General features: G+C 47.8%; 18 protein-coding genes. 9 read left to right on the forward strand and 9 right to left on the reverse strand.

Going from position 1 to position 23,085, the window contains the following annotated elements; all coding sequences use genetic code 11:
* The first annotated feature begins 68 nt into the window (after window positions 1–68).
* Window positions 69–776 carry a gamma-glutamyl-gamma-aminobutyrate hydrolase family protein gene (locus WAE59_RS17765; RefSeq protein WP_337857309.1) on the forward strand — a complete coding sequence of 236 codons (708 nt, stop codon included), beginning with the start codon at window positions 69–71 and terminating at the stop codon, window positions 774–776.
* Here the strand turns inward: WAE59_RS17765 and WAE59_RS17770 are convergent.
* The 7 genes from WAE59_RS17770 to WAE59_RS17800 all read right to left on the reverse strand — a co-directional run bounded on the left by WAE59_RS17770 (window position 773) and on the right by WAE59_RS17800 (window position 11,308).
* Window positions 773–2,302 carry a serine/threonine protein kinase gene (locus WAE59_RS17770; protein WP_337857310.1) on the reverse strand — a complete coding sequence of 510 codons (1,530 nt, stop codon included), beginning with the start codon at window positions 2,300–2,302 and terminating at the stop codon, window positions 773–775. The two genes, WAE59_RS17765 and WAE59_RS17770, sit on opposite strands and share 4 nt — an antisense overlap.
* 18 nt (window positions 2,303–2,320) lie before the next feature.
* A complete protein-coding gene (locus tag WAE59_RS17775; RefSeq protein ID WP_337857311.1) occupies window positions 2,321–3,553 on the reverse strand; it encodes a serine/threonine protein kinase in 1,233 nt (410 codons plus the stop codon).
* Window positions 3,553–4,344 carry an FHA domain-containing protein gene (locus tag WAE59_RS17780; protein ID WP_337857312.1) on the reverse strand — a complete coding sequence of 264 codons (792 nt, stop codon included), beginning with the start codon at window positions 4,342–4,344 and terminating at the stop codon, window positions 3,553–3,555. The genes WAE59_RS17775 and WAE59_RS17780 overlap by 1 nt, the downstream gene beginning before the upstream one ends.
* Before the next feature lie 2 nt (window positions 4,345–4,346).
* Window positions 4,347–8,345 carry an FtsW/RodA/SpoVE family cell cycle protein gene (locus WAE59_RS17785; protein WP_337857313.1) on the reverse strand — a complete coding sequence of 1,333 codons (3,999 nt, stop codon included), beginning with the start codon at window positions 8,343–8,345 and terminating at the stop codon, window positions 4,347–4,349.
* The gene (locus WAE59_RS17790; protein WP_337857314.1) at window positions 8,346–9,794 is read right to left on the reverse strand and encodes a protein phosphatase 2C domain-containing protein; all 1,449 of its coding nucleotides are present in this window, start codon (window positions 9,792–9,794) and stop codon (window positions 8,346–8,348) included.
* Window positions 9,795–9,883: 89 nt separating this feature from the next.
* Window positions 9,884–10,834 carry a hypothetical protein gene (locus WAE59_RS17795; protein WP_337857315.1) on the reverse strand — a complete coding sequence of 317 codons (951 nt, stop codon included), beginning with the start codon at window positions 10,832–10,834 and terminating at the stop codon, window positions 9,884–9,886.
* 51 nt (window positions 10,835–10,885) lie between these two features.
* A complete protein-coding gene (locus WAE59_RS17800; RefSeq protein WP_337857429.1) occupies window positions 10,886–11,308 on the reverse strand; it encodes a secondary thiamine-phosphate synthase enzyme YjbQ in 423 nt (140 codons plus the stop codon).
* A 53-nt stretch (window positions 11,309–11,361) separates the two neighbouring features.
* Here WAE59_RS17800 and WAE59_RS17805 point away from each other — a divergent pair, with 53 nt between their 5' ends.
* Together WAE59_RS17805 and WAE59_RS17810 are read left to right on the forward strand one after the other, a co-directional pair.
* The gene (locus WAE59_RS17805) at window positions 11,362–12,138 is read left to right on the forward strand and encodes an SDR family NAD(P)-dependent oxidoreductase (protein ID WP_337857316.1); all 777 of its coding nucleotides are present in this window, start codon (window positions 11,362–11,364) and stop codon (window positions 12,136–12,138) included.
* Between the two features lie 272 nt (window positions 12,139–12,410).
* Window positions 12,411–13,217: a phytanoyl-CoA dioxygenase family protein gene (locus tag WAE59_RS17810; protein ID WP_337857317.1), complete on the forward strand. Its 807-nt coding sequence runs from the start codon at window positions 12,411–12,413 to the stop codon at window positions 13,215–13,217.
* A 127-nt stretch (window positions 13,218–13,344) separates the two neighbouring features.
* Here WAE59_RS17810 and WAE59_RS17815 read toward each other — a convergent pair whose 3' ends face one another.
* Window positions 13,345–14,412 (reverse strand): carboxypeptidase-like regulatory domain-containing protein, encoded by a 1,068-nt coding sequence (locus WAE59_RS17815; protein ID WP_337857318.1) that lies wholly within the window; start codon window positions 14,410–14,412, stop codon window positions 13,345–13,347.
* 128 nt (window positions 14,413–14,540) lie between these two features.
* Here WAE59_RS17815 and WAE59_RS17820 point away from each other — a divergent pair, with 128 nt between their 5' ends.
* The gene (locus WAE59_RS17820; RefSeq protein ID WP_337857319.1) at window positions 14,541–14,861 is read left to right on the forward strand and encodes a hypothetical protein; all 321 of its coding nucleotides are present in this window, start codon (window positions 14,541–14,543) and stop codon (window positions 14,859–14,861) included.
* Window positions 14,862–14,901: 40 nt separating this feature from the next.
* Here WAE59_RS17820 and WAE59_RS17825 read toward each other — a convergent pair whose 3' ends face one another.
* Window positions 14,902–15,498 (reverse strand): RNA polymerase sigma factor, encoded by a 597-nt coding sequence (locus tag WAE59_RS17825; protein ID WP_337857320.1) that lies wholly within the window; start codon window positions 15,496–15,498, stop codon window positions 14,902–14,904.
* 153 nt (window positions 15,499–15,651) lie between these two features.
* On the opposite strand from WAE59_RS17825, the gene WAE59_RS17830 reads away from it, so the two are divergent.
* From WAE59_RS17830 to WAE59_RS17850, 5 genes are all read left to right on the forward strand, one after another.
* The gene (locus WAE59_RS17830; RefSeq protein WP_337857321.1) at window positions 15,652–16,839 is read left to right on the forward strand and encodes a FecR family protein; all 1,188 of its coding nucleotides are present in this window, start codon (window positions 15,652–15,654) and stop codon (window positions 16,837–16,839) included.
* Window positions 16,840–16,966: 127 nt separating this feature from the next.
* The gene (locus tag WAE59_RS17835; protein ID WP_337857322.1) at window positions 16,967–17,797 is read left to right on the forward strand and encodes an STN domain-containing protein; all 831 of its coding nucleotides are present in this window, start codon (window positions 16,967–16,969) and stop codon (window positions 17,795–17,797) included.
* A 14-nt stretch (window positions 17,798–17,811) separates the two neighbouring features.
* Complete coding sequence (locus WAE59_RS17840; RefSeq protein WP_337857323.1) at window positions 17,812–20,565, forward strand: SusC/RagA family TonB-linked outer membrane protein; 2,754 nt, start codon at window positions 17,812–17,814, stop codon at window positions 20,563–20,565.
* Between the two features lie 8 nt (window positions 20,566–20,573).
* Window positions 20,574–22,088: a RagB/SusD family nutrient uptake outer membrane protein gene (locus WAE59_RS17845; RefSeq protein ID WP_337857324.1), complete on the forward strand. Its 1,515-nt coding sequence runs from the start codon at window positions 20,574–20,576 to the stop codon at window positions 22,086–22,088.
* Window positions 22,089–22,118: 30 nt separating this feature from the next.
* Complete coding sequence (locus tag WAE59_RS17850; protein WP_337857325.1) at window positions 22,119–23,063, forward strand: hypothetical protein; 945 nt, start codon at window positions 22,119–22,121, stop codon at window positions 23,061–23,063.
* Window positions 23,064–23,085: the final 22 nt, after the last annotated feature.

Raw genomic sequence — 23,085 nt, forward strand, 5'->3', positions numbered from 1 at the left:
CGAATAGTTTTAAGAAAATAAAAAAAAATGCAATTTATTGCAAACTCCATGATACAGTGGGAATTAAAATGAAAAAATATATTGGCATCAGTTACAGCGAATCGAATTTCAGCAATTATTGGGATTGGTTTGAACCAGATGAACTACAGGATGACCTGGAATTGATCAATTTATCTTACCTCAAAAACAATCAGGAAGATTTCCAGAGATGCGCAGGCTTCGTACTGACAGGGGGCGTAGATGTCCTGCCCGCCATTTCGGGTGCTGCAGATCAGTATCCCAATATGCCGGCTGAATTCCTGCCGGAGCGGGACGAGTTTGAAAGAGCGTTCTATCTGTATAGCCAGGAGCAGCGCTTGCCCTTGCTGGGGATTTGCCGTGGCATGCAGTACATCAACATCCTGGAGGGTGGAAAATTGCTGGACGATCTGGGTGTCGCCAATGCTGCACACCGGCGGTTGGTACAGGACAAGCAGCATGGAATATCCCTTGAGCCGGGTACATTGTTGCAGGAAATTACGGGACTGCGAAGCGGAAGCGTCAATAGTGCGCACCACCAGGCGGTAGATCCCGGGCTACTGGCCGACAGTCTGATGATCAGCGCCTGGTCTGAGAGTCAGGACCGCATTGCAGAAGCGATTGAATTCAAGCACAAAGCCCAGAGGGGCTTTATGCTAGGTGTGCAATGGCATCCGGAACGCATGCAGGAAAAAGCATCTAATCCTTTATCCCAGGCGATAAAAGCACGCTTTTTGGCTGAGCTGCGAAAACTTTAAGGCAATTCTTTAAGGTCTGATATTTTTAACCAGCCTTTGGTCGTTTCACCATCGTTATTGGTATGTGTCACGTAAATGAATCCGTTTTGTTCGTCTACCTGTTTGAACTTTGCATTGGTCCACAAACCCAGGATCGACCGTTTTGATGCTGAGGCGTCTGGCATTTCATAGAAATTCAGGGCACCCTTTGGAAGCTGGTATTTTTTTCCGTCGCTAAAAATGAAGGGTTCGGTCGTCTTGTTCGTGTTTGCGGGAGGAGCAGGGGGCTGGGCACTGCTTTGCATCTGGCGTTCAAATTCTTTCTGCAGGCTGTCTGTATTGGTTTCCCTTACCGCAGCGGTATCCAGCTCAACGGGCTTGATCGTTGTGGTATCGGTCACGGGTGTTTCCACTGCTGCTGTAGTATCCGGACCATTCACGATGGGGGTATCTGCATAGATGACCTGCTTTTGTTCTGAGTTGTTCATGATGGTCGCATAGGCCGCATAGAGCGTCAGTGCCAGCAGCGACAAGATCATCACATAAAACCAGGGCTTGGCTACCTGGACCACATCCGGATTTGCGGCTGGCGGGGCCGTTGGTAGCGGTGCCGCGACAGGCGCGGGGGCAGCCAGGATCTGTTCCGTGCCATGGTGCATAAATGCTTCCTGGAGCTCCTCTCCATTTGCAAAGCGTTTTTCAGGGGACTTCTCTAAACATTTGTCAATGATGCGGAGCAACCAGGCGGGTACATTCATTTCCCGGGACCTGACCAGCTCAGGCCAGGCTTCGGGTAGATGCAGCTTTCGCTGTTCCAGCAAATCTGGTACAGGTTTTTCCATATGTGCCAGCATCACATTGTTGCGGGCAGTCTCGCCCTTACTTGTCATTGGAAAAGGCACCGTTCCGGCCAGGAGTTCATAGAGGATCACGCCAAAACTGTAGACATCGGTCTGAAAGAACATCTCTCCGTCATGCTGTTCCGGGGCCATGAATTCTACTGCACCGGCATGTCTGATGCTGCTCCGGCGCTGCTCGTCCGACATGATGGCCAGTCCGAAATCCAGCAGGATATAATTGCCTGTATCGGTATTGAATTTGACATTATTGCTTTTGATGTCGCCATGCTTCACACCCACCCTGTGGCAATGTGCCAGGGCATTTGCCAGTTGCTCAGCGAGCTTTATGGTTTCCCTGAGGGTAAATATAGGGGCATGTGGCGCTTTCAGTAGTTCTTCCAGGTCGGGGCCTTCGATGTACTGCATCTCTATGAAAGGGAAGGAGCCACTTTCGGTGAGGCCCGAATTCAGGATCTTGACGACATTGGGGTTAGGGACCTCATTTACCTTTTTCAGTTTCTCTACTTCATTCGTGAAATTCCTCAGGCTGCGGTCTTCTGCATTTTCAGTATGGATTGGTGTAGGTAAAATCTTTACCGCAGTGATGATCGGGCCCATACGCTTACCTTTGTAAACAGAACCCTGTCCACCGGTTTTCAGGGCTCCCATGTTTTCCAATCCTTCTGTTATGGTAAATACTTTGCTCATAATACTGTCAATTGTGGTTTAAAAATACGGCACATCATCCACTAATCCGTCTTTTGTCTTTATATTTTTTTTCGCTGGCTTTTGCTGCGGTTTGGGCTTCGCCATTGGCTGTACTGCTGTGCTGTCTGTTTTGGTGATGCTATCTTTTAACACCGCGGCCTCATTCCTGTTTTCACTGGAACGGTTCATCACAAAAGCTGCAATAGCAGCGAGCAGCAAAAGCACTCCAAAGACCAGTACCTGCGGCTTCGCCAGGCGTTTGTAATTACTCAACTGCCTGCGCAGCGTTTCGTTTTCATTTTGCAGGGCATGGACCGCCAGTGACACTTCTTCGTTACTCAGTAAGCCTTCATTATTGCTGCACACGGCCTCATAGAGCTCCATGCCATCGGCATAACGGTCTTCCGGGTTTTTCTCCAGACATTTGGAAATGATCACCAACAGCCAGGTGGGCACTTTAAGTTCCCGGTTCCGTTGCTCATCGCTCCAGTTGACCGGCAAATGGTTCTTCCTCAGTTCCATCACATCGGGTACCTGTTTTTCGAGGTGCGACAACATGACCATATTGCGGGAAGTTTCATTTTTATTGATCAGGGGGAAGGGTACACTGCCCGCCAGCAGTTCATAGAGAATGATGCCATAGCTGTAAATGTCGGACTGAAAACTCATCTCGCCGTTGTGCTGCTCCGGAGCCATAAATTCTACGGCGCCGGCATGACGGAGGCTCGACCGGCGCTGTTCATCGGACATGACGGCCAGTCCAAAATCCAGTAGAACATAGTTGCCGGTGGCTTCGTTGTATTTGACATTATTGCTTTTGATGTCGCCATGCTTTACGCCAACCTGGTGACAATGCGAAAGCGCATGCGCCAGGTGTTCCGCCAGTTTGATGGTTTCGCGGATCGTAAATATCGCCGAATGGGGTGGCATGAGCAAAGCTTCCAGATCAGGCCCCTCAATGTACTCCATCTCGATGAAGGGGAGGGATCCGCTTTCTGTCAGCCCCGAGTTGAGAATCTTGACCACATTCGGACAAGGTTTCTCATTGACCTTTTTCAGCTTGTCGACCTCATTCTGGAAATCCCGGAAGTTCTTGTCTTCCGAATTCTCTGCATAGATGGGCGTCGGCAATAATTTTACTGCAGAAAGTACCGCACCCATGCGTTTGCCTTTGTACACCGAACCCTGGCCTCCCGTACTCAGGGCACCCATGTTCTCCAGTCCTTCTGTTATTGTAAAAACTTTAGCCATTATTTTTCTTCCTTCCTGAAACTGAATTCCAATACTGCCGATTCGCCCAGGATGATCTGATCGCCTTCCTGTAAATGGTGCCCCAGTTCGGTAAACGTCAGTTTCACGGGATTATGTTCCCCTAGCGAACGGATTTTTACCTTATTGCGCGGAGGCACCCCTCCGTCATCTGCAAAAAGGAGAAAAGAATCCGTTTCATTGTTCCATTCAATATGGGCATGTTGTCTGCTGATGTATTTATTACAGGCATTTGTGCTGTCGCTGGGGAAAGCAATGTCATTTTCCCGCATGAAGCCTTCCCCATCCTGTGCTTGCCTTTCCCGGCCGATATTGACACGGCCCGGACCAGCTTTCAGCTCGTATAAGGCTTGTTCAGCTTCGCCGTTCAGCACCCTGATGTAAGCCTTGTCCGATTTCTGTACCGGCACATGTTCTGGCGTTTTGATGGTCAGTCCTGCATCCAGCTGTGGAACTTTGATGGCATTGGCTGGAAGTTCTTCTGCAAACAGGAGTTCGAGGCTCCAATGCTCCGGCAGGTCTATGGCAAAATCATCGGCAATGCGCTGCACTTCATTTTTGAAGCGGTCTTCTTCTTCCATAAAGACGGCAGATTCGTACATATAGCGTTCTTCAGGTCTGCAGGCGAGGTACAGCTGGAAACCTTTGATGTGCTTCCCTTCGCCACCTTCCATTTTTTGCAGTTCCTGTTTGATGAACACGATCAATGCTTCCCTGATGGCTTTTACATCCTGGGGTTTTTCCGGTGTATTTTTATTAAAAAGGTTGAACATAGCTATTGAATTAATTTCTTCTCCGTTTTAAAATCTTTAATATAACCCAGTTTGAGCAGGGCCGGGATCACATGCTGTCCGGCCAGCAATACGGCCTTACTGGAACCGCGTGTTTTTTCAATCCGGATACAGACCACTACGTGTCCGGGACCTGAGGCTTTTGGTGCAAAGAACACATACCAGCCGTCGTTGATCCGTTCGTCTTTCCAGATCCGTTCCGGTGTACCGGTCTTGCCAGCTACTGTAATGCCCAGGGTATAGGCTTTTCCCGCACTTTGCTTTAGCATGTAGTCGGTCATCAAAGCCGCATATTGCGGATCATTGGCCAGCTTGATGCCCGGATTGATCTTCGTCAGGGAATCACTGACTTTCAGGACATAGCGGTTGCCGATGATCGTTCCCTTATTGGCAATACCCGCAACCATTCGGGCTACAGATGCCGGGCTGGCGATCAATTCGCCTTGTCCCCATGACATACCGGAGATACCTTTGGCCCGGGTACGCCGGATCCTTGCCGGATCGTATGCCGGTTTGGTACGGAACTCCGTCCTGCGCCAGAGTTCTTTCCATTTTTCCTCCTGCTTCGCATTGTTCTTTGGATGCTCGTAATAATAACCGCCTACACCCCTCAGGAACATGCCGCTCTTGAGGTATACGTCGGTCATCTCTTCCTGCAGGTGCTGCTGATTGGCCAGTTTGATGAAATACACGTTATTAGATTTTACTACCGCTTTTTCCAGCGTGATGATGCCGGTCTCATCGGGTTCTATCCCCTTGGTCCGGATCCGTTCGGCCATGCTTACCGGATAGGTCTGCTGTGCAGCAGCCAGTCCCAGCTTGTTGAAAGCAGCCATGGTGGTCGCGAGTTTGGCCGTAGATCCTGGTTGGGTAGCATAGGTAAAGCCCAGGTCACTGGTTGTCAGCCAGCCCGATAGTTTATTTTGCTCCGCCGTGCTCATGGTCAGTTGCTCCCAATCTTTCAGCGGGGGCAGGGGATATACCGCCGAACTCAGCACATCTCCGGTATTGTCTTCCATGATCACTACACATACACGGCTTTTCTTTAGGGAATCGTCCATGGCCATGGAATGTTGTATGCTCGACTGCAGCTGGGCATCAATCGTGAGCCTGATGTCCCGGTTACGTTTTTTAAATGCCTGTACTTCTTCGCTATTGATGCCGGCGAGCAGTAGTGGTGCCAATGCAGCATAATCTTTTCTGCTGACTGTCATCTCTTTTACACCCCTGGGCAGGAAGCGGTTTTCCTGGTAGCGGCTGGCTTTGGTGTTTAAGGCAACTGTTGGTGTCTGGAAACCCCGCAGCTCTGCAGCATGTTCGTATTCTGCAAAATATCCGTTGGTACTTCCGTTGAAGACACCTGAATTGGCATCTCCGGTCCAGAAAAAAGTCTGTTCTTCATAAGGATAATAACGGTCTACCCTTTTGTGCATAGCTGAGTCCAGGTTATATTCGGCTCCCGAGGCACGCAATAGTTTTCCCTGCTTCCGCACCAGTTCCGGGTTGCTGGTGGCCAGAATCCTGCCTTTCCGGTCGTAGAGCTGACCGGCTTCCAGTTTATTCATCAGGATCGGGATGCGGGGATTGTAGCTGAACATCCGGAGTCCGCTGCGGTCGGCCACCAATGCCGGCTGTACCACCCATTTCTTATTGTTGGCGATGTATCTGGATACCGTAATGCTCAGCAGGAGTACAGCTACACTGGCCGACAATAAGGCCGGAACCAGGTTCTTATCCTGTTGTTTGGTGATGAATTCCATTTGTAAGGGGGTGCCGCGAATCAGAGAAACAGAAAGCAGTATGCCTGCGGCCAGCATATTGGCCACCAGGGAAGAACCTCCATAACTGATGAAAGGCAGCGCCACACCGGAGAGGGGCAGGGCACCCGTAGATCCCCCGGCGATGAGCAGGAACTGTACGAACATACTGATCCCGATTCCGGAACAGAGGTAAAAAAGGAAAGGAGTACCGGTCTGCCGCCCGATGGTGATGGCCCTGTTCAGGAAGATCAGGAATAAGATGAAAATGCCAATGATGCCCGCCCAGCCGAACTCTTCGCCAATGGCAGGAAGGATCATATCGGTATGGGCCTCCGGAATGGTCTTTGCAAAACCTTCACCGACACCCTGACCGCTGATGCCACCGCTTGACATGGCCCAGATGCCATTGGCTACCTGGTCGCCGCCGTAAACTTCGTTGTTCCAGGGGTCTTGCCAGATGGATTTGCGTTCCGTCAGTCGATTCACCGGACCAGGAATGAGGCGGTCGAGGTAAGGGATCTGGTCGATGAGCAGGAAGCCTGCCATTACCAGGATCACCATGATGCCAGATTCGCTGGTTTGTTTTTTATAGATCATGGCCAGTACCACCAATACTACCGTGAGCAGGCTCGCGATCCAGATGTTGAGGAACCAAACCGTTAGGGTATAGATCAGGATGGCCAGGAGCATTAATCCAAAATCGCCCCTGGAAAAAGAAAATAGAATGATAAAGGTAAAACAGACCACCATCGCAGGACCCAGGTCGCCCAGGACGAGGTACATAAGGATGGCTGCCCCCATGGCTATCAGTGCAAAGGAGAAAAAATACCAGCGTTTTTGCCAGCTGCGGTATTCCGCGATGAAGCGTTCGTTGCTGGCAAAGAAACCCGCCAGGAAAAGAATGATCGCATATTTTACGATCTCACTGGGCTGTACCCCAAAAAGGTTGACTTTGACGCCACTGCCCTCCGGGCCGGTTCCGAATACGATGGTGAGGCCCAATAGTGCCAATGCCATTCCTGCCCATTGCCAGCCATTAGACTTACCACCGGCGCTGCGGCTCAGTATGAGCATCCTGTAGAAAGCCGAATCTACGGTCAGCTTCCGGAACTTGACGAAGAGCAGAATGATAATGCCCAGAATACCCATGCCATAGAAGATGAGGGAATCCCTGGCAAGGAAACGGTCCCTTAAGGGATCCTGCAAGCTCAGTAAAGTCAGGAAGGAGAAACCCGTCATCAGCATGATGACCGGGAGAATTAGTGGATCTGCTTGTGGGAATTTCAGGCTGATGAGGGCCTGGACCAAAAAGAAACCGGCAAAAAAGCAAGCCACAATGATCCAGTACCAGCGGTTGTATTCTTCGGGAGTTCTGACGATCAGGGATTTTTCCTTTTTCAGGATCTTGAAATCACGGGCAGAAAAGAGCCGGATCGTATGCGGGCTTTGTTTAAAATTGAACTCCGTATTGGCGGTCAGCTCCTGAATGCCCTGGGAACGGCCAAACTGAAAACCGGGCTGCAGAGGCAGCACTGAAAATGCCCTATCCTGTGGCAGGTTGATAAAGGCATAAGCCCCATCGGAGCCCGTACGTGCATAAGCCAGCAGACCTCTCTTTTTGATCAATTGATCGTCCTCGGTAAAAGCAGCTTCATTCTCCGCATAGGCGCTGTCCTGTGGCAGGATCATTTGTAATTTGAGCAATACCCCCGCAACCGGCTGTTGCTGCTGATTTACCACCTTTCCGCTGATTTGGTAGTTCCCCGAATGGAGGTCTACACTCGCCGGGAAGGCTTTGGGATTTGTCCTTTCCGCTTTAAAAAGCTCGGCATCTTCGCCGCTATAGCCAAGCAAGGCGCGGGAATCGGCAACCCGCTTTCGGAAATTCTGACCTCCGGAAGCATCAGCAAGGTCGGCCTCTGCAAAGAAATTGCGCTTGTTCAGTTCGCCGATGTTATCGATTGCGGCGGGAAAATTCCTGACCCCGGAGCTCACGATCTTTTCGATGAAGGCGATGTCGACCTTATCCTCAAAATAATAGCCCTTTTCCAGCAAGCGTTTGATGAGCTTTCCAGGATTCTTACTGTTCAGGTTCACCATTGTTCCGTTGTCCAGCCGTTCCTCCACATCAGCAAAACCCTTTTGCAGTTGATTGTACAAGGTGAAGAACAAAGCTCCCAGTACCAGCGTGATCAGGAAAATAAAAAAGCGTGTTTTTATCATTTATGGTGTAGGTATGGAATCTGTCTTAAATGTATTTCTGGATATTTTTCCGTTGATGAATTTTCCCTGTGGGAAAGGGTAGTCGCTGCTGATGGCATTTGCACAGTCCCTGAACTGCACATTTTTCAGCACCAGTTCATTGTTATGTGCCGAGATGGCCGTACTGAAATTTTCGAAGGTCAGGTTTTCCAGGAAGATGTATTTTCCTGCAGGCTTAACGACGATGGCATTTCCTTTGAAAGTGGAGTCGGCCCGGATAACAAGCTCTTTTTTCGATTTGATGAAGACCGTATCCCTGTTGAAAACCAGTTCCTCTGTCAGGAGGATGGGCGAGGTAAACAGGGAGTCGCTGATGATCAGGATATTTCCCTTTAAGTTGTTCAGGGTGTCCTGCAGCCTGATCTCTTGCGCATTGCGCGGTGTGTTATCGGCATTCAGTGGCTGCTGAGTCAGTTTGCCCTGCTGTTCTGTATTCCTCCAAAAGAGGTAAATGCAGAGCGCTAGCAAGCCGAGGCAGATCAGCACCAGGAAACGGACGATCCCTTTATTGCTTTTTTGCTCATGCCGGATCTCCTTGATGACCAGTTGCGCAGGGGCATTCTCCTGTTTTACAGCCACTGGATTTTCCCGCAGGGGTACCTTGCTGGTTTTTTTATTGTCGCTTTTCAGCTGTGGCTTCGTTGCCTCGTGCAGCAGCGGGGCATTGTTGTTCTTTACCAGTACCACAGTGATGTTGTCGAGGCCACCATTGCGGTTGGCCGCCTGGATCAATGAGGCTGATTTTTGTTCCAGGGAATCATCTTTTAGCAGTATGCTGCTGATTTCCTGCTTGTTCACCATGTCCGACAGGCCGTCGCTGCAGATCAGCAGCTGGTCAGCTGGCAAGAAGGGTGAAGATCCGAATTCGATATAATCTTCCTGGCTGGCGATCTGTGCACCGAAGCCCAGCGCCTTGTTGATTTCATTCCTTTTGGGATGTTTCATGGCCTGCTCTTCCGTGAGACGGCCACTGTCTTCCATGAAGCCTACAAAACTCTGGTCTTTAGAGATCTTTACCAGGGAATGGTCGCGCATCAGGTACAGGCGGGTGTCACCTACATGTGCGTAGTGGAACTGGTTCCTGTCCAGATCTATCACTGCAAGAGTCAGCACACAGGCCATGCTTTCATAGTCCTTTACCCGCTGCTTTTCCTGCATGATCTGTGCATCGGCAGCGATGATGGCCGTTTTCATCAACGTAAACAATTCTCCGCGGGGCCGGCTCAGGCCTTCGAGGATCGCTTTTCTGGCGATGCCGGAAGCGATTTCCCCCCCGGAATACCCACCTACGCCATCGATCACACAGGCGATGATCAGGTTTGTCCCGGCAATGGATTCAGCAATGAAGGTATCTTCATTGTTGTCCCTCACTTTGCCGGTATCGGTCAATCCAAAATAATTCTTCTCCATCTATTTAGGCGATTTTTTGATGTTTCTGAAATGTGCGATCAATAAAGCAGCGCACAGGACCAGTAATGCTATGGACAGGAGCTGTGACATCAGGATTTAAATATGTTTACACCAATGATTCCGTTCAGGATGATCCTGGAATTTACGGGTAGTTCTGTCCATTTAGGCCCCGTAATGTCGCTTCTTTCCACGAGGTTTTCGTTGACAATGGTTTTTTCCCCAAAGGATGCGAGGTAAAATTTTTCCTCCGCATCGTTGTAGCGTATTTTCAGGTGGGGGGTATTGACCCATTCAGAAGGGATCTTAAAAATATGTTTGTCTTCCCGGGTCTCTTCATTGCCCGATACGGTAATGTCTGCAGCTTTCATCAGGTATTCCAGTTTCTGTCCCACATAGGCCCGGTCGGGTATTGTCGTCTCAAAACGTGCCAGTAAGGTATCCTCTGCATGTGCTTTGGATTTTTGGTCATATTTCAGGTTGTCTACGTAAGGGATTTCATAATAGCCTTCACTATAAAAGATGAAATCCTTCAGGACATCGTTATTGATGTCGAAAGTCTGAGCCATTCCTGTTTGGCGGGGGATGAAGGTAACCCTCAGGTTCTCCTCCTTCTGGTTATTGTCGGGCAGCAGTTTACCGATGAAGCCGATATCTCCCGGTTTATAATCCGGATGAGATACGAAGCGAAACACCCATTTGTTGCTCGAAGGCTCTGCTTTCTTGCCCTGCTCCACTTTCTGGTTTAAAATTTCATAAAAGCTTTTCACCGATTCCTGTGCAATGAGTCCCAGTATTCCCTTTTTATTGTCCATGAATTCGCGGTAATCCGCGGCGTTCAGACAAATGATGTATTCATGATAAAAAACGATCCGTTCTGCAAAAGAAAGTTCAGCCATAGAGGCTTCAAATTTTTCAATGATGTATTTATAGACCACATTTGGGGTCAGGTGTTTTAAACTGGCAGATGCAGCCGTCCCATTATTGCTCAGGAACCAATCCTGAACGCCTATGCGCTGCCAAAAGGAGGGTTTTGTACTCATGTATCGGGTATTTGTGGTGATGCAGGTAAAATAACAAATTTCGAACCAATATTAAGCGCCCCAGGCTGTGATCAGGATCTGCCTTGCAGCACCGTAGTTGCGGTGTTCGCAAAGGTAGATGCCCTGCCAGGTGCCCAGCGCAAGCTTTCCGTTCCGGATGGGAATCATTACAGAACTGCCCAGCATAGCTGCCTTCAAATGTGCGGGCATGTCATCAGACCCTTCGTAGTCATGCGCATAGTCCGGGTCATTTTCCGGCACCGCCTTGTTGAAGTACATTTCAAAATCCTCACGCACTGTGGGATCGGCATTTTCATTGATGGTCAGGGAAGCTGAAGTATGCTGTATGAAGACCTGGCAGATGCCCGTTTTGAGCTCTGCAATCTGCGGGAGGGCATGTACCACTTCGGTCGTGATCAGGTGAAAGCCGCGGCTTCGGGCTTTCAGGCTCAGTGCTTGCTGGAAAATGTTCATCATTAGATAAAGTTAGAGAGAATACCTTACATTAGCCAAGCAAAAACCCTGCTATGAATGAATATGCTTTAATTACCGGTGCAAGTAAAGGAATTGGAAGGTCTGTTGCCCTGAACCTCGCTGCCCGGGGCTACCACCTCTTATTGGTGGCCCGTTCGGAGTCCGAATTGAAGGAATTAGCTGAAACCATTAAACAGGTGCATCGGCTGAATGTCGAATTTCTGGCTATAGACCTCTCCTTGTCCGGCGCAAGTCAGGAAGTTGCGGACTGGGCCGACAGTCATACGAAAGCATTGAGTATACTGGTCAATAATGCCGGTTACGGACTGTTTGGGGATTTCGACAGCCTTCCGCTGGAAGGGCAACTGAATATGATCCGGCTAAATATAGAGGCCGTCATCAGCCTTACGCACCAGCTGCTTCCCGTGCTCAAACAGCAAAGGCAAAGCTATATCCTGAATGTGGCCAGTACGGCCGCTTACCAGGCGATGCCTGGACTGGGCATTTATGCAGCCAGTAAATCCTTTATCCTTTCCTTCAGCAGAGCCTTGCATTTTGAACTGAAATCGAGTCCTGTTTCCGTCAGCTGCGTTTCTCCAGGCCCTACCGATACCGGCTTCGCCAGCAGGGCAGGGCTGGACGATTTTGCCGATCTCGCCGCAAAATTCAACATGGATCCCGATGAAGTGGCGGCCATTGCCATTAAGGGCATGTTCAGGAAGAAGAACGAGGTCATTACCGGCTTCCTCAACCGGATCAGTGCTTTCGCGGCAGGTCATCTTCCTAAAGCCCTGGTAGAACGCGTTAGTGCAGGTTTGTACAAGAAATAAAAAAATCTTTCAATTTATTTTTAAAAATATTTGGCTTATCAAATATTTTCCTACATTTGCAATGTCTACTGATTTAGTAGTCTTTATTAAAATGAAGAAACACAGAAACATATCCGCTGCATCCATGATGCGAATGCCCTTGCTCCAAGGGCCAGGATGTTGCTGTTGTTGTTGATCCCAGAATCATTTCCTGATCAATTTCCAAGCCTCACACTGTCCTGCGGAGCCTGGCATCTTATCCATTCATTTTCCCATTTCAAAATTTCAACAACATGAGCACAACTTATCGCAAATTTACCCTTGGCAACACCATAACTGAAGAACAACAAGCTTTTTTTGACCGCAACGGATTTATTCATTTCAGCGATTTCATCAATGAAGATACGGTGAATGACATCATTAAAGCTTCCCGTCAGGTAGAGCAAAAATGGCTGGCCGAACAGCGTGTGAAGGTCAATGGCATTCCCGTAAAATATGGTAAAGACCTTGATGGCAGTGCGATCGTACAACGTTTTGCCTTCATCAACCAGCACCATGACCTGTTCGCTGAACTGCCCCGTGATCCCCGTTTTGAGGTATTGCTGAACCTCATTGGTCCAGGTGCGAGGCTCGGCACCGAAGAAAAAGACGGTATGGTACTGAACCATTACGTAAATGGCGCAGCTAGTAAATTCACCCAGATGGGCTGGCATACTGATGGATTAAGGGATATTTTTCATGGACAGAAGCTGAATCCGATGCTGAATGTTGGCATCCATCTGAGTACTTTGCAGCCGGAGAATGGGGGACTGAGGGTGCTGCCGGGCACGCATAAACAGAGCATTTACCAGATGCTCTTCCGCAAAAAGTATTTCCTGGACAACAAAGCCGACCGCGATGAAATTGCCATTACGCCAAAGGCGGGAGATCTGACCATTCATGACGGACGTTTGTGGCACCGTGTGGCGCAATCTTCGGTGATCGGGGAAGAAAGCCGCCGCAGGGTCATCTACCTGCCGATCATTGCCGGTAAGTACGAACCTAAGCATGAAAATAGTCCGACTGCTTTCTACCAGCGTTTTGCCGGCCTGGTTAAATAGCACATCATGCTGATCGCCATACTCATTACTTATCTGGTCCGCACAGGAAGGTTGGACCAGATCAAACAAGCTTACCAGGGGGGCTTTGGCCTGGGCAGATTAAAGGCCAGGTTAAAGGGTTAGCCCCTCAGTTGCTGTCTGGCGTGTAGTCAAAAGGCAACTGATCGCCAATTCTTTTCTTGCCCCAGAAGCCCTGGATCAGTAACTTTTGCTGATCCGAATATTTGCCCCTGTTGTCTATCTGGGCATTGAGCATCAGGATGGAACCCATTTTTTCCAGTTCCCTTACCTCGCTGTCACGGTTGCTCAACTTAGGAGTATCCTCCGCCTTTTTTTTGTCGTAGACGACATAAAGCCGTTTTGTATAGGTAAGCGCAATGAAATTGCTGTCGACGCGCCTGACGATCTGTTGGGTGGCTACCGGGTTAGGGCTGATCATGACAGGGGGCAGGACATTCTGCATGGCATAGGTAAGGAATCCCTCTTCCCGGGTGCGGTTGACATATAGCGCCCGAAGGTAATGCATCATAGAACCCACATAGGCCTTTTTACGGTTGTTTGTCCAGCGCTGCTGTTGTTCTGCCGTACCCTTTAGGGGCTCAAAGAGGCATTCTCCTTCATAGAATGTCACATCGGTGGCATCGTTACAGGTAAACTTGCGGAGCAGATATTTCAGCTGATAACCCAGATTTACATTTTCGATCAGCAGAAAATCATCAGTAGTTGCCTCCAGTGATAATTTGTTGGTACTAAAATTCAATACTTCCGGATTCAGGATCTTACAGGCCTTTGCATTTTCAGAGTCGCCCATGAAGTATTTTCTGAAAAGTTTCAGGAATTCATCCTGATTTTTGCTTTTGCCAATGTTCACTGTAGCCAGCTGGATTGATTTTTCCTGCAGTACGGGGCTCCAGATGCCCGCCTGGTCGTTGACGATGACGTTTTCTTTTCCTGACGTATAGCCGATGATGTTGGCGGTGAGCGTATAAGTCCCTGAAGCAAGTCCGGAAAACCGGTAATTGCCCTGATCGTCGGTAGCGGTGACCAGGTTAGAGGCATCAATAAAGACGGTCACGCCCGCGATGGCTTCGCCGTTGGCACGGGTAATTTTTCCGCTAATGGTGTAGGTTGAAGTTTGTGCATTGGTGATCAGGGGGATCAGGATGCAGCAGAATAAGAAGAGCGCTCGTTTCATGATTTACATTTTTGAATAAAGATAGAATTATTCTTTGGATTTAATTTAACATCAGTATGACCCATATTTGAAAATAGTTATTGTACTTTTAATATATTTGCTAATATTTGTAGCATTATACTTGTAAGATGACCGTAACCGTAGTCCCCATCATAGAGCCGCATGCCAGTCCTGCCCCTCCTTTAACCAGGGTCATGGACGAAAGACTGATCCGTTTAGCGAAAGATTTGCAGGAAACCCATTTGAGGGACCTGGAATCTCTGGAACCTTTATTTGAAGATGTGGTGATTTACGTGAGCTACAACAGCAAGTATACCGTTCGCTGGAAGATCGTTAATGATGTGCCTGCTGCAGTAGAGCGTGTGGTGTCGGAAGCCTGTGCGCAATTGGGGTATATTGCCTGGAAATTTTCCCCTTATGTAGTTCCTGGCAGACGTGCCGACTTGTAGGATTACAGGAATTAAGGGTTGATTTCTAGCAGATTTTATTTCACAGATTCTTAAACATGGTACTCAGAAATACAATAGCAGATAGGCCTGAATTTTTATTGAAATGCGCTTTGAGAAATTTGCTGGCCTGGAACAGGTGGCTGTTGATGGTCTTGGGGTTGATCCCCATGAGCTGTTCAACTTCTTTATAAGACTTTCCTTCCAGTTTACACAAGGTAAAAACCTGCCTGCGCTGGGGAGGCATCAGCGCAACAGCTTCCCGGAGCAGGGCAGAGTTTTCTCTGATCAGCAGATCTTCTTCTATGTAGGAATAGATTTCGGTACTGGTCTGCATGATGTCGAGCTGCATTTTGGAATCGCGGGCAGCCCTCCGGTAATAATCATAGACCATATTCTCCGCAATGCGGAAAAGATAAGCACGAAAAGATTTGTCAGGGTCGATCTGTTCCCTATTCTCCCAGATTTTCAGGAATAGGTCCTGAAGTATATCGAAAGTGAGCTCTTCTGATTTTAGTAATTTAAATAAATTGGCAGTGAGGGGTTGTTTATAAAGATCATATAACTTCGCAAAAGCATTTTTATCTCCCTTCTTTAATAAAAGAGTGAGTTCTATCTCCTGGAAGTTCTGATTGATCATTTAATTCTTACCCGCTGTGATCCATTTGTTGCTAAAAAGGGGTTTAATGGATCAATTTTAATCAATTATAGGAATTATAAATTAATTTCTTCTTTTTTTTCAAATTGGACTAAGTAGTTTTTTCTTTTCACACGTATTGGCATAAAAGAGAACTTGGAAAAATCTACATACATATCGAAGCTTTATCAAAAGTATCTGGACAATGCCTGTAATTTGCAGGAATTGCAGGAACTTTTGCAGCATTTTGAGCAGACAGCGCCAGATCCTGTTTTAAGCGGGATGATCAGAAATGAACTGGAGGACCTGGATGAGCGCTATGCCGCGCTGCCACAGGTCCGCGCGATTCTGTCGAGACTGGACGAATCCATAAGTACCAATGTAATGCGTCCGGAAATCAAACGGATGCCTTTATTCAGTGGCAATGTGTTGAAATATTGGTCGGCCGCAGCTTTGTTCCTAATCTTCTCTGTTGCCTTGTATTACAGCAATGAACACCTGAATATTTTTGGCCGTTACGCTTCTGAATATAAAAATGATGTGGCTCCGGGTAAGGACCAGGCTTATCTGACCCTGGCCAACGGTAAGAAGATCCTGCTTACGGATTCCCTTGAGGGGACAGTTGCTGCAGAATCGGGCCTGCTGATCAGTAAAACTGCTAAGGGGCAGTTGCGCTACCAGATTGCTAGAGGAGCATCTGGTGATGGCTACAATACGATCAGTACCCCCAGAGGCGGGCACTATGAGGTGTTGCTGGCCGATGGTACCCTTGTTTACCTGAATGCGGCTTCTTCTTTGCGTTTCCCTGTCAATTTTGCGCAAGCTGCGGAGCGGCGTGTGACACTGGATGGAGAAGGCTATTTCGAGGTGGCGCACCGGGATGCACAGCCTTTTTATGTGCAGAGCGGCAAACAGTTGCTCCGTGTACTGGGCACACACTTCAACCTGAATGCCTATGCTGATGAAGCTGCTGTGAAGACCACGCTTTTGCAGGGCTCAGTGGGCATCAGCTATCCGGATGGTAAGCAGGCTGTGCTGAAACCCGGACAGCAGTCGCACATAGTGGAAGGACAAATCCGCGTAGATCAGGTGGATGCTGCATCGGCCATCGATTGGCAGCGGGGTGAAATGAACCTGAAGGATGAAGATTTTCAATCTACCATGCGTAAAATCGCACGCTGGTATGATGTGGAGGTGGTTTTTGATGAAACGGCACCTGCCGACCTGACGTTAGGGGGACTGGTTTCCCGTGATAAAAACCTGATCGCTGTTTTAAAAGTAATGGAATTAACCGGTAAAGTCCACTTCAAGGTGGAAGGAAGGAGGGTGACTGTAATGAGATAAATTTTACTTCATTCCAGCAGGCCTTTAAAAAAAGGCCAGAAGTGGACCAACACTCCTGGCTTAATGATTATGGCTTGCCAATTCAAATCAACTTGTCATTCATATCAACTGAACAAACCACAAACAAATGTATAAATTTTATACCAGACGAACCGGTATGCATTCCGGTTGGATCCATAAATTTCTGCTGATTATGCGCATCACCACTGTAATAATAATCACTGCAATCATGCAAGTAAGTGCTGCTACTTACGCCCAAAGGATTACGCTGAACCAAAGTAACGTACCCCTGGAACGTGTGTTTCTTGAAATACGCAAGCAGAGCGGATATGATTTCGTATTCGACATCAAACTGATGAAGAAAGCAAAGCCCGTGAACATACGCGTGAGCAATGCTTCTATAGACCAAACGTTAAGGCTTTGTTTTGAAGGCCAGCCTTTTGAGTATACGCTGGACGAAAAGACCATCATAGTAAAGGAAAAAGAAAGATCTGCAATGGAAAGGATCAGTGCTTTTTTCAATACCATTACCGTGACCGGGAAAGTGTCCGATTCCTATGGAAATGTACTGCCGGGTGTAACGGTACGTGTGAAGGGCACCGATAAGGCGACCAGCACCAACCAGGTCGGAAGTTTTATCCTGGCTGAGGTGGATGAAAATGCGACACTCGTTTTTAGCTACCTGACTAAAGAGACCTTTGAACTAAAGCTGAACGGGAAGAGCAATGTCCAGGTGGTGCTGAAAGAGAAAACAGTAGAGCTGGAGGAAGTGGTGGTGAATACTGGTTACCAGATCCTGAAAAAGACAGATATGGTGGGATCTACGGCTACCATCAATGCAAAAGAATTATACCTGAATGGGGTAAATACACTGGAACAGGCCTTGCAAGGCAAATTGGCCGGTGTGGTGGTCACGAATACCAGCGGACTGGCCGGGACACGCCAGAAGTACGGGTAAGGGGAACCTCTACCTTGTCGGGAAGTCAGGAACCGATCTGGGTAGTAGATGGGATCATCCAGGAAGACCCGCTTCCATTTAAGGCGCAGGTGCTCAATACCAATGGCGACATCACCTCGGATAACTTCGACTTCATCAGGAATTTTGTAGGTAATTCTATCCGTTGGCTGAATCCGATAGACATTGAGGATATCACTGTTTTGAAAGATGCTGCTGCCACGGCCATCTATGGAATCAGGGCGGCCAATGGTGTCATTGTGATCACCACGAAGAAAGGACAGATTGGTCCGCCGGCGATCAGCTATTCAACCAATTTTAGCGCCACTGAAAAGGTAAATTACGACAAATTGAACCTGATGAATTCTAAGGAGCGTGTAGCGGTTTCTAAAGAAATCTTTAGTCGCGGACTGACTTCGACTTTTGTCAACAGCAATCTTGGTTACGCAGGGGCCTTAAGTGATTACCTGTACAAAAAGTCCATCACCGCCGATGAGTTTAATGCGCGTGTAGCCGATCTGGAGACTGCCAACACAGACTGGTTCGACCTCCTCTTTCGTGTGCCTATGAGTACCAGTCAGAACCTGAGTGTATCAGGAGGGAATGCAAATACCAGGTATTACAGTTCCTTTGGATACAACAATACAAAAGGAACAGCAATAGGCAATGACATCACAGGTATTTCCGGTAACCTCTCTATCAATTCACAGCTTTCTAAAAAATTCAACATATCTGCGCGGTTGTCAGCCTCGCAAAGCAAAACGAACGGATTCTATACGGTAGACCCCTATAACTATTCCCGCGATGTGAACCGTGCCATCCGCGCATATAACACTGATGGTACGCTGAATTTCTACCAGAATAGAAGTGGTTACTTATACAATACCATCAATGAAATCAATAATACCGGCAACAGCAATAAAGTGTTGACCGCCAATGCGAGCGTCAATGCGAATTATGAGATCGTCAAAGGTTTGAAACTGCAGAGTATGTTCAGCTACAACGCTACAGCGGCCAATGGGGAATCATACGCAACTGAACAGACCGAGTACATTGCGAAAACATACAGGTTCTTTGAATATGGCCAGTACAAAGCTGTTGATGCCGGCTATAAGGTGAGCAAAATGCCAGTTGGTGGAGAGTATAATCTCGATCAGAACAATTCTAATGCCTGGAGTTGGAGGAACAACATTTCCTACAACCATGTATTCGGTAAAAAACATGCAATCGCTGTGATGTTTGGCCAGGAAACGAATAGCACAAGATATACAGGGTACTCCAATACTACTCTTGGATACCTGAGAGACAGAGGTAAGTCTTTTGCAGTGCTGCCGCTGTCAACGGTGGTAGGTACCATCACCACTGTAAGCGACCTGCCTACTAAATTTGTTCCGACTGTGACGGACAGGCTGACCAACACAATGGGACTGTACCTCACTTCGAGCTATAGTTATGATAGCCGGTATGTGCTGAATATGAGCGTACGTAATGACCGTTCTAACAGGTTTGGGCAGTTTACCAATGAAAAATTCAATCCGGTATGGGCTGGTGGACTGAAATGGAATGTAGCCAACGAAAAATGGTTTGAGAAGAGCTATTGGCTTTCGAATCTCAGCCTCAGTGGAACGTTTGGTTTTCAGAGAAACATCGCCAGCAATGTGAGTCCTGATCTGATCATCAAAATTCCAACCGGTGCAACGTCCAATAACGTTGATTCTTACACCGGAGAAAGCCTGTTGACGATCAGCTCCCTGCCTTATGCAGATCTGCGATGGGAAGAAAATGCCAGTATGAACCTGGGCCTGGATTTCAGTTTATTCAATAGCAAGGTATCAGGATCATTTCAGTATTACAGTAAAAGAGGCCGGGAGCTCATCAGCAGCTTAACGGTACCCCTGGAGTACGGTGTAACGAATATGCTGGTAAACGGCGCCTCTATGAAAAACTCCGGATATGAGGTGACGGCAAGCTTTGTGCCGGTACGCATTAAGGATTTTACCTGGAATGTGAGTTTGAATACTGCGAAGAACTATAACAATGTCACAAAAGTGGGGGCGCAGGTGGTCAGCTGGTCGGCCGCTACCAGTGGTGCGATCAATAAGATTGGACGTCCTGTTTCAGGTTTCTATGCTTTCCGATACACTGGAATAGATCCTTCAAATGGGTATCCGATGATCGACCTATCTGTGGCCGAGGGTGCCGATCCGAAGGATCCTACTTCTTTTATGGAATATGTTGGTAAACTGGACCCCGATTTTACCTCCGGACTGGGGATGAATTTCCGGTACAAAATGCTCAGCTTAAACTCGAGCTTCTACCTTCAGGTAGGCGGTAAAAAATTCCTTGCACCGCTGTATACGCTGACGAATAACCTGCCTACGGAATATCAGAATTTATCGAGACAGCTGCTGGACCGCTGGACGCCGGCGAATACCAATGGATCAGTTCCCGGTTTACCCGATAGTTCTGTACCCCTGATCGCATTGCCAAATGGAACCGGCATCCGTCCGAGCGCCTATGAAATGTACAATTTCAGTACCGACCGGGTAGTGAGTGCCTCTGCCCTGAGGTGCAACAACATCAATTTGAGCTACACATTATCGGAAACACTGGCGAGGCGCTTAAAATTTAAAAACATCAATATGGGTGCAGGGGTGAGTAATCCTTTTGCCATCAACAGCAGAGATTTCAGGGGCCTTGATCCCGAAGTAGCCTCAGGTGCGCAGCCCAGGACCAGAACCTATACCATCAATTTGAATCTAAGTTTATAATGAAGGATATGAAAAGACTTTTGATATATGCCCTGATAATGCTGTGTTCAGTATTAGTAGGCTGCAAAAAATTCCTTGCTGAAAATAGTCAGGATGAGATGAGACCCTCAACTACGACAGACCTGACTGCAGTGATGTATGGCGATGCCTATCCTTACAACCAGGCAATGGACAATTTTGATCTGTTGACCGACGATGTGCAGAGCAATGGACTGGCAACATCAAATAATGTGCAGGTTTCGGCTTATGTGACCCCATTGAACAACGGGACCTTGATCTTTACTTTCAATCCAACCATGTTTGATGTGAGCAATACCATACCGGGAGGCGCCAACTTATATGAAATATATTACAAGAAAATTAAAGGCTGTAATGTCATCATAGACTACCTGGACAAGGTATCCGGAACTGAACAGTCCAAAAATGCCATTCTTGGACAATGCCTGTTCCTGAGGTCCTACTATCTGCTTAAACTGGTCAGTCTGTACGCGCAACCTTATCGTGCCGAGGGGGTAAATCCTGAAACCGCATTGGGCGTGCCGCTGGTGCTTTCCAGCGAGGTGCGGGACGGTGGTTTAGCCAGGGCAAGCCTAAAACAAACCTATGACCAGATAGAGAAGGATCTGCTGGAGGCCGAAGCTTTGCTGAAAGCCAACTATGTGCCCACCTCGGCATACCGGATCGGCGCTACTGCGGCGAAAGCGCTGTTGTCACGTTTTTATTTGTACAGAGGACTGGATACTGACCTGGATAAGGTCGTTAATTACGCCAATCTCGTCATTGCCGAACGGAGCAGCTTAACGCCTCTGGTATCGTTTCTTAACGCCAATAATGTATCGAACGGAACAGGGATCTTTGATGCGGCAAATATTGAGGTGCTTTGGGTGTATGGTACCAATCCGAGATCAGATGCTACTTATTTTCCAACAACGATCACAGGCAACACGACCCCACCTTATACGGTCTCTGCAGGTCTGTCTTCTTTGTATGACCAGGGGACTGGCAATACGAATTATGGCGACTTGCGCTACCTGATGTATTTCAGTAAATATACCAACGGAGGTACGTTTTTATTCGCTTCATCGAAGGCAACAAATAACTCCATAGGAGGTACGAAAGGATTCCGCGTAGCGGAGGTTTACCTGAACAGGGCAGAAGCTTTAATTAAGCGTTTCCTCAAAAATGGTGATGCAGCCGATCGTACACAGGCGCTGGCAGATCTCAATTATCTGAGGCAAAACCGTTATGACACGCGCAATTCTCCCTATACGCCGATCTCAATTACAGATGGAGCGGCCTTATATAGCTTTTATCAGCAGGAGCGCAGAAGGGAACTGGCATTAGAAGAGGGGCACCGATGGATGGATATCAAAAGATGGGGACTTGCGGTGAACCATGTTTACATCAGTGCCGATGGTGTGAGCAGTACACATACGCTGGCGGCAAATAGCCCTTTGTATGCATTGCCAATTCCGGTTACGGCATTGGCCAATAATACTGAACTTCTGCAAAACCCAAGATAACCTATTCGTTGTATTTTAATTTAACTAAGGATGAAACCACATATTTTAAAACTGCTTGTACTTGGCATATTCATTTCTTTAAATGCCTGCAAGAAAGCAGAACAAAGCTTAGTCCCTTCTGATACCTCTGATACGTACACTGTACCCCAGGGGAGCAATGCATTTGATCAGACTATTGTCGATTACTATCAAAAATACAATACCTATTTGCTATACAAATTCAGCGATAAGGATGTGTACTGGACACCTACGGGATGGAGAAAACCGGTTCAGGCAACATCCGGTGGTTCATGGAGCACCGGGGCAGAAGTTGAGGCATCAGATGAGGCATTTATTCCTGCACAACTGGCGCTGATCCAGAGCAAATGGTTTGGGTTTTATTCAGAAAAGTTCCTGAAGAAATTCCTCCCGACGAAAGTGATGCTGTGCAAAAAAGTTGATTCTGTGGGGAACAGCTTTGTCTTCACACCGGTATTTGCTACGGTTAAATCAACCAAGAAAGTGGCCGCCTTCTACAATTACGACAATATACAGATCAATTATGGTGATGCTACGGTGAACAGCATGACGGCAGCAGAGCTCAGAGGTTTTATCTACAAGGTCAACCTCATCTTTATCCAAAGTATCATCGCCAGAGGTCTAAGCACACCAACACCTGAATTCAACAGCAGTGCCGACTATATCACCGCGATGACTACTTCAGCGCAGTCTTATGGAAAAGGAATCATCGTGGCTTATAATGCAGCTTCTGCTCAGGCAGACTGGACTGCCTATATTACTGCTATGGTCAGTTATTCTACTGTACAATTGAACACCTCTACAGCGATAACGGACACTACGCCGATGGGGATTCTCCATGCGACCAAAGACACCAGTGGACAAATCAAAAAGCGCTATAACCTGGTCAGGAACTATTTCATCAATGAATATGGGGTGGATTTGCAACTCATAGGCAATGCCACAAGAGCTATTTAAATGTAACAACAGCTAATTATAA

The organism is Pedobacter sp. GR22-6 (assembly GCF_037402555.1).
Lineage (GTDB): Bacteria > Bacteroidota > Bacteroidia > Sphingobacteriales > Sphingobacteriaceae > Pedobacter.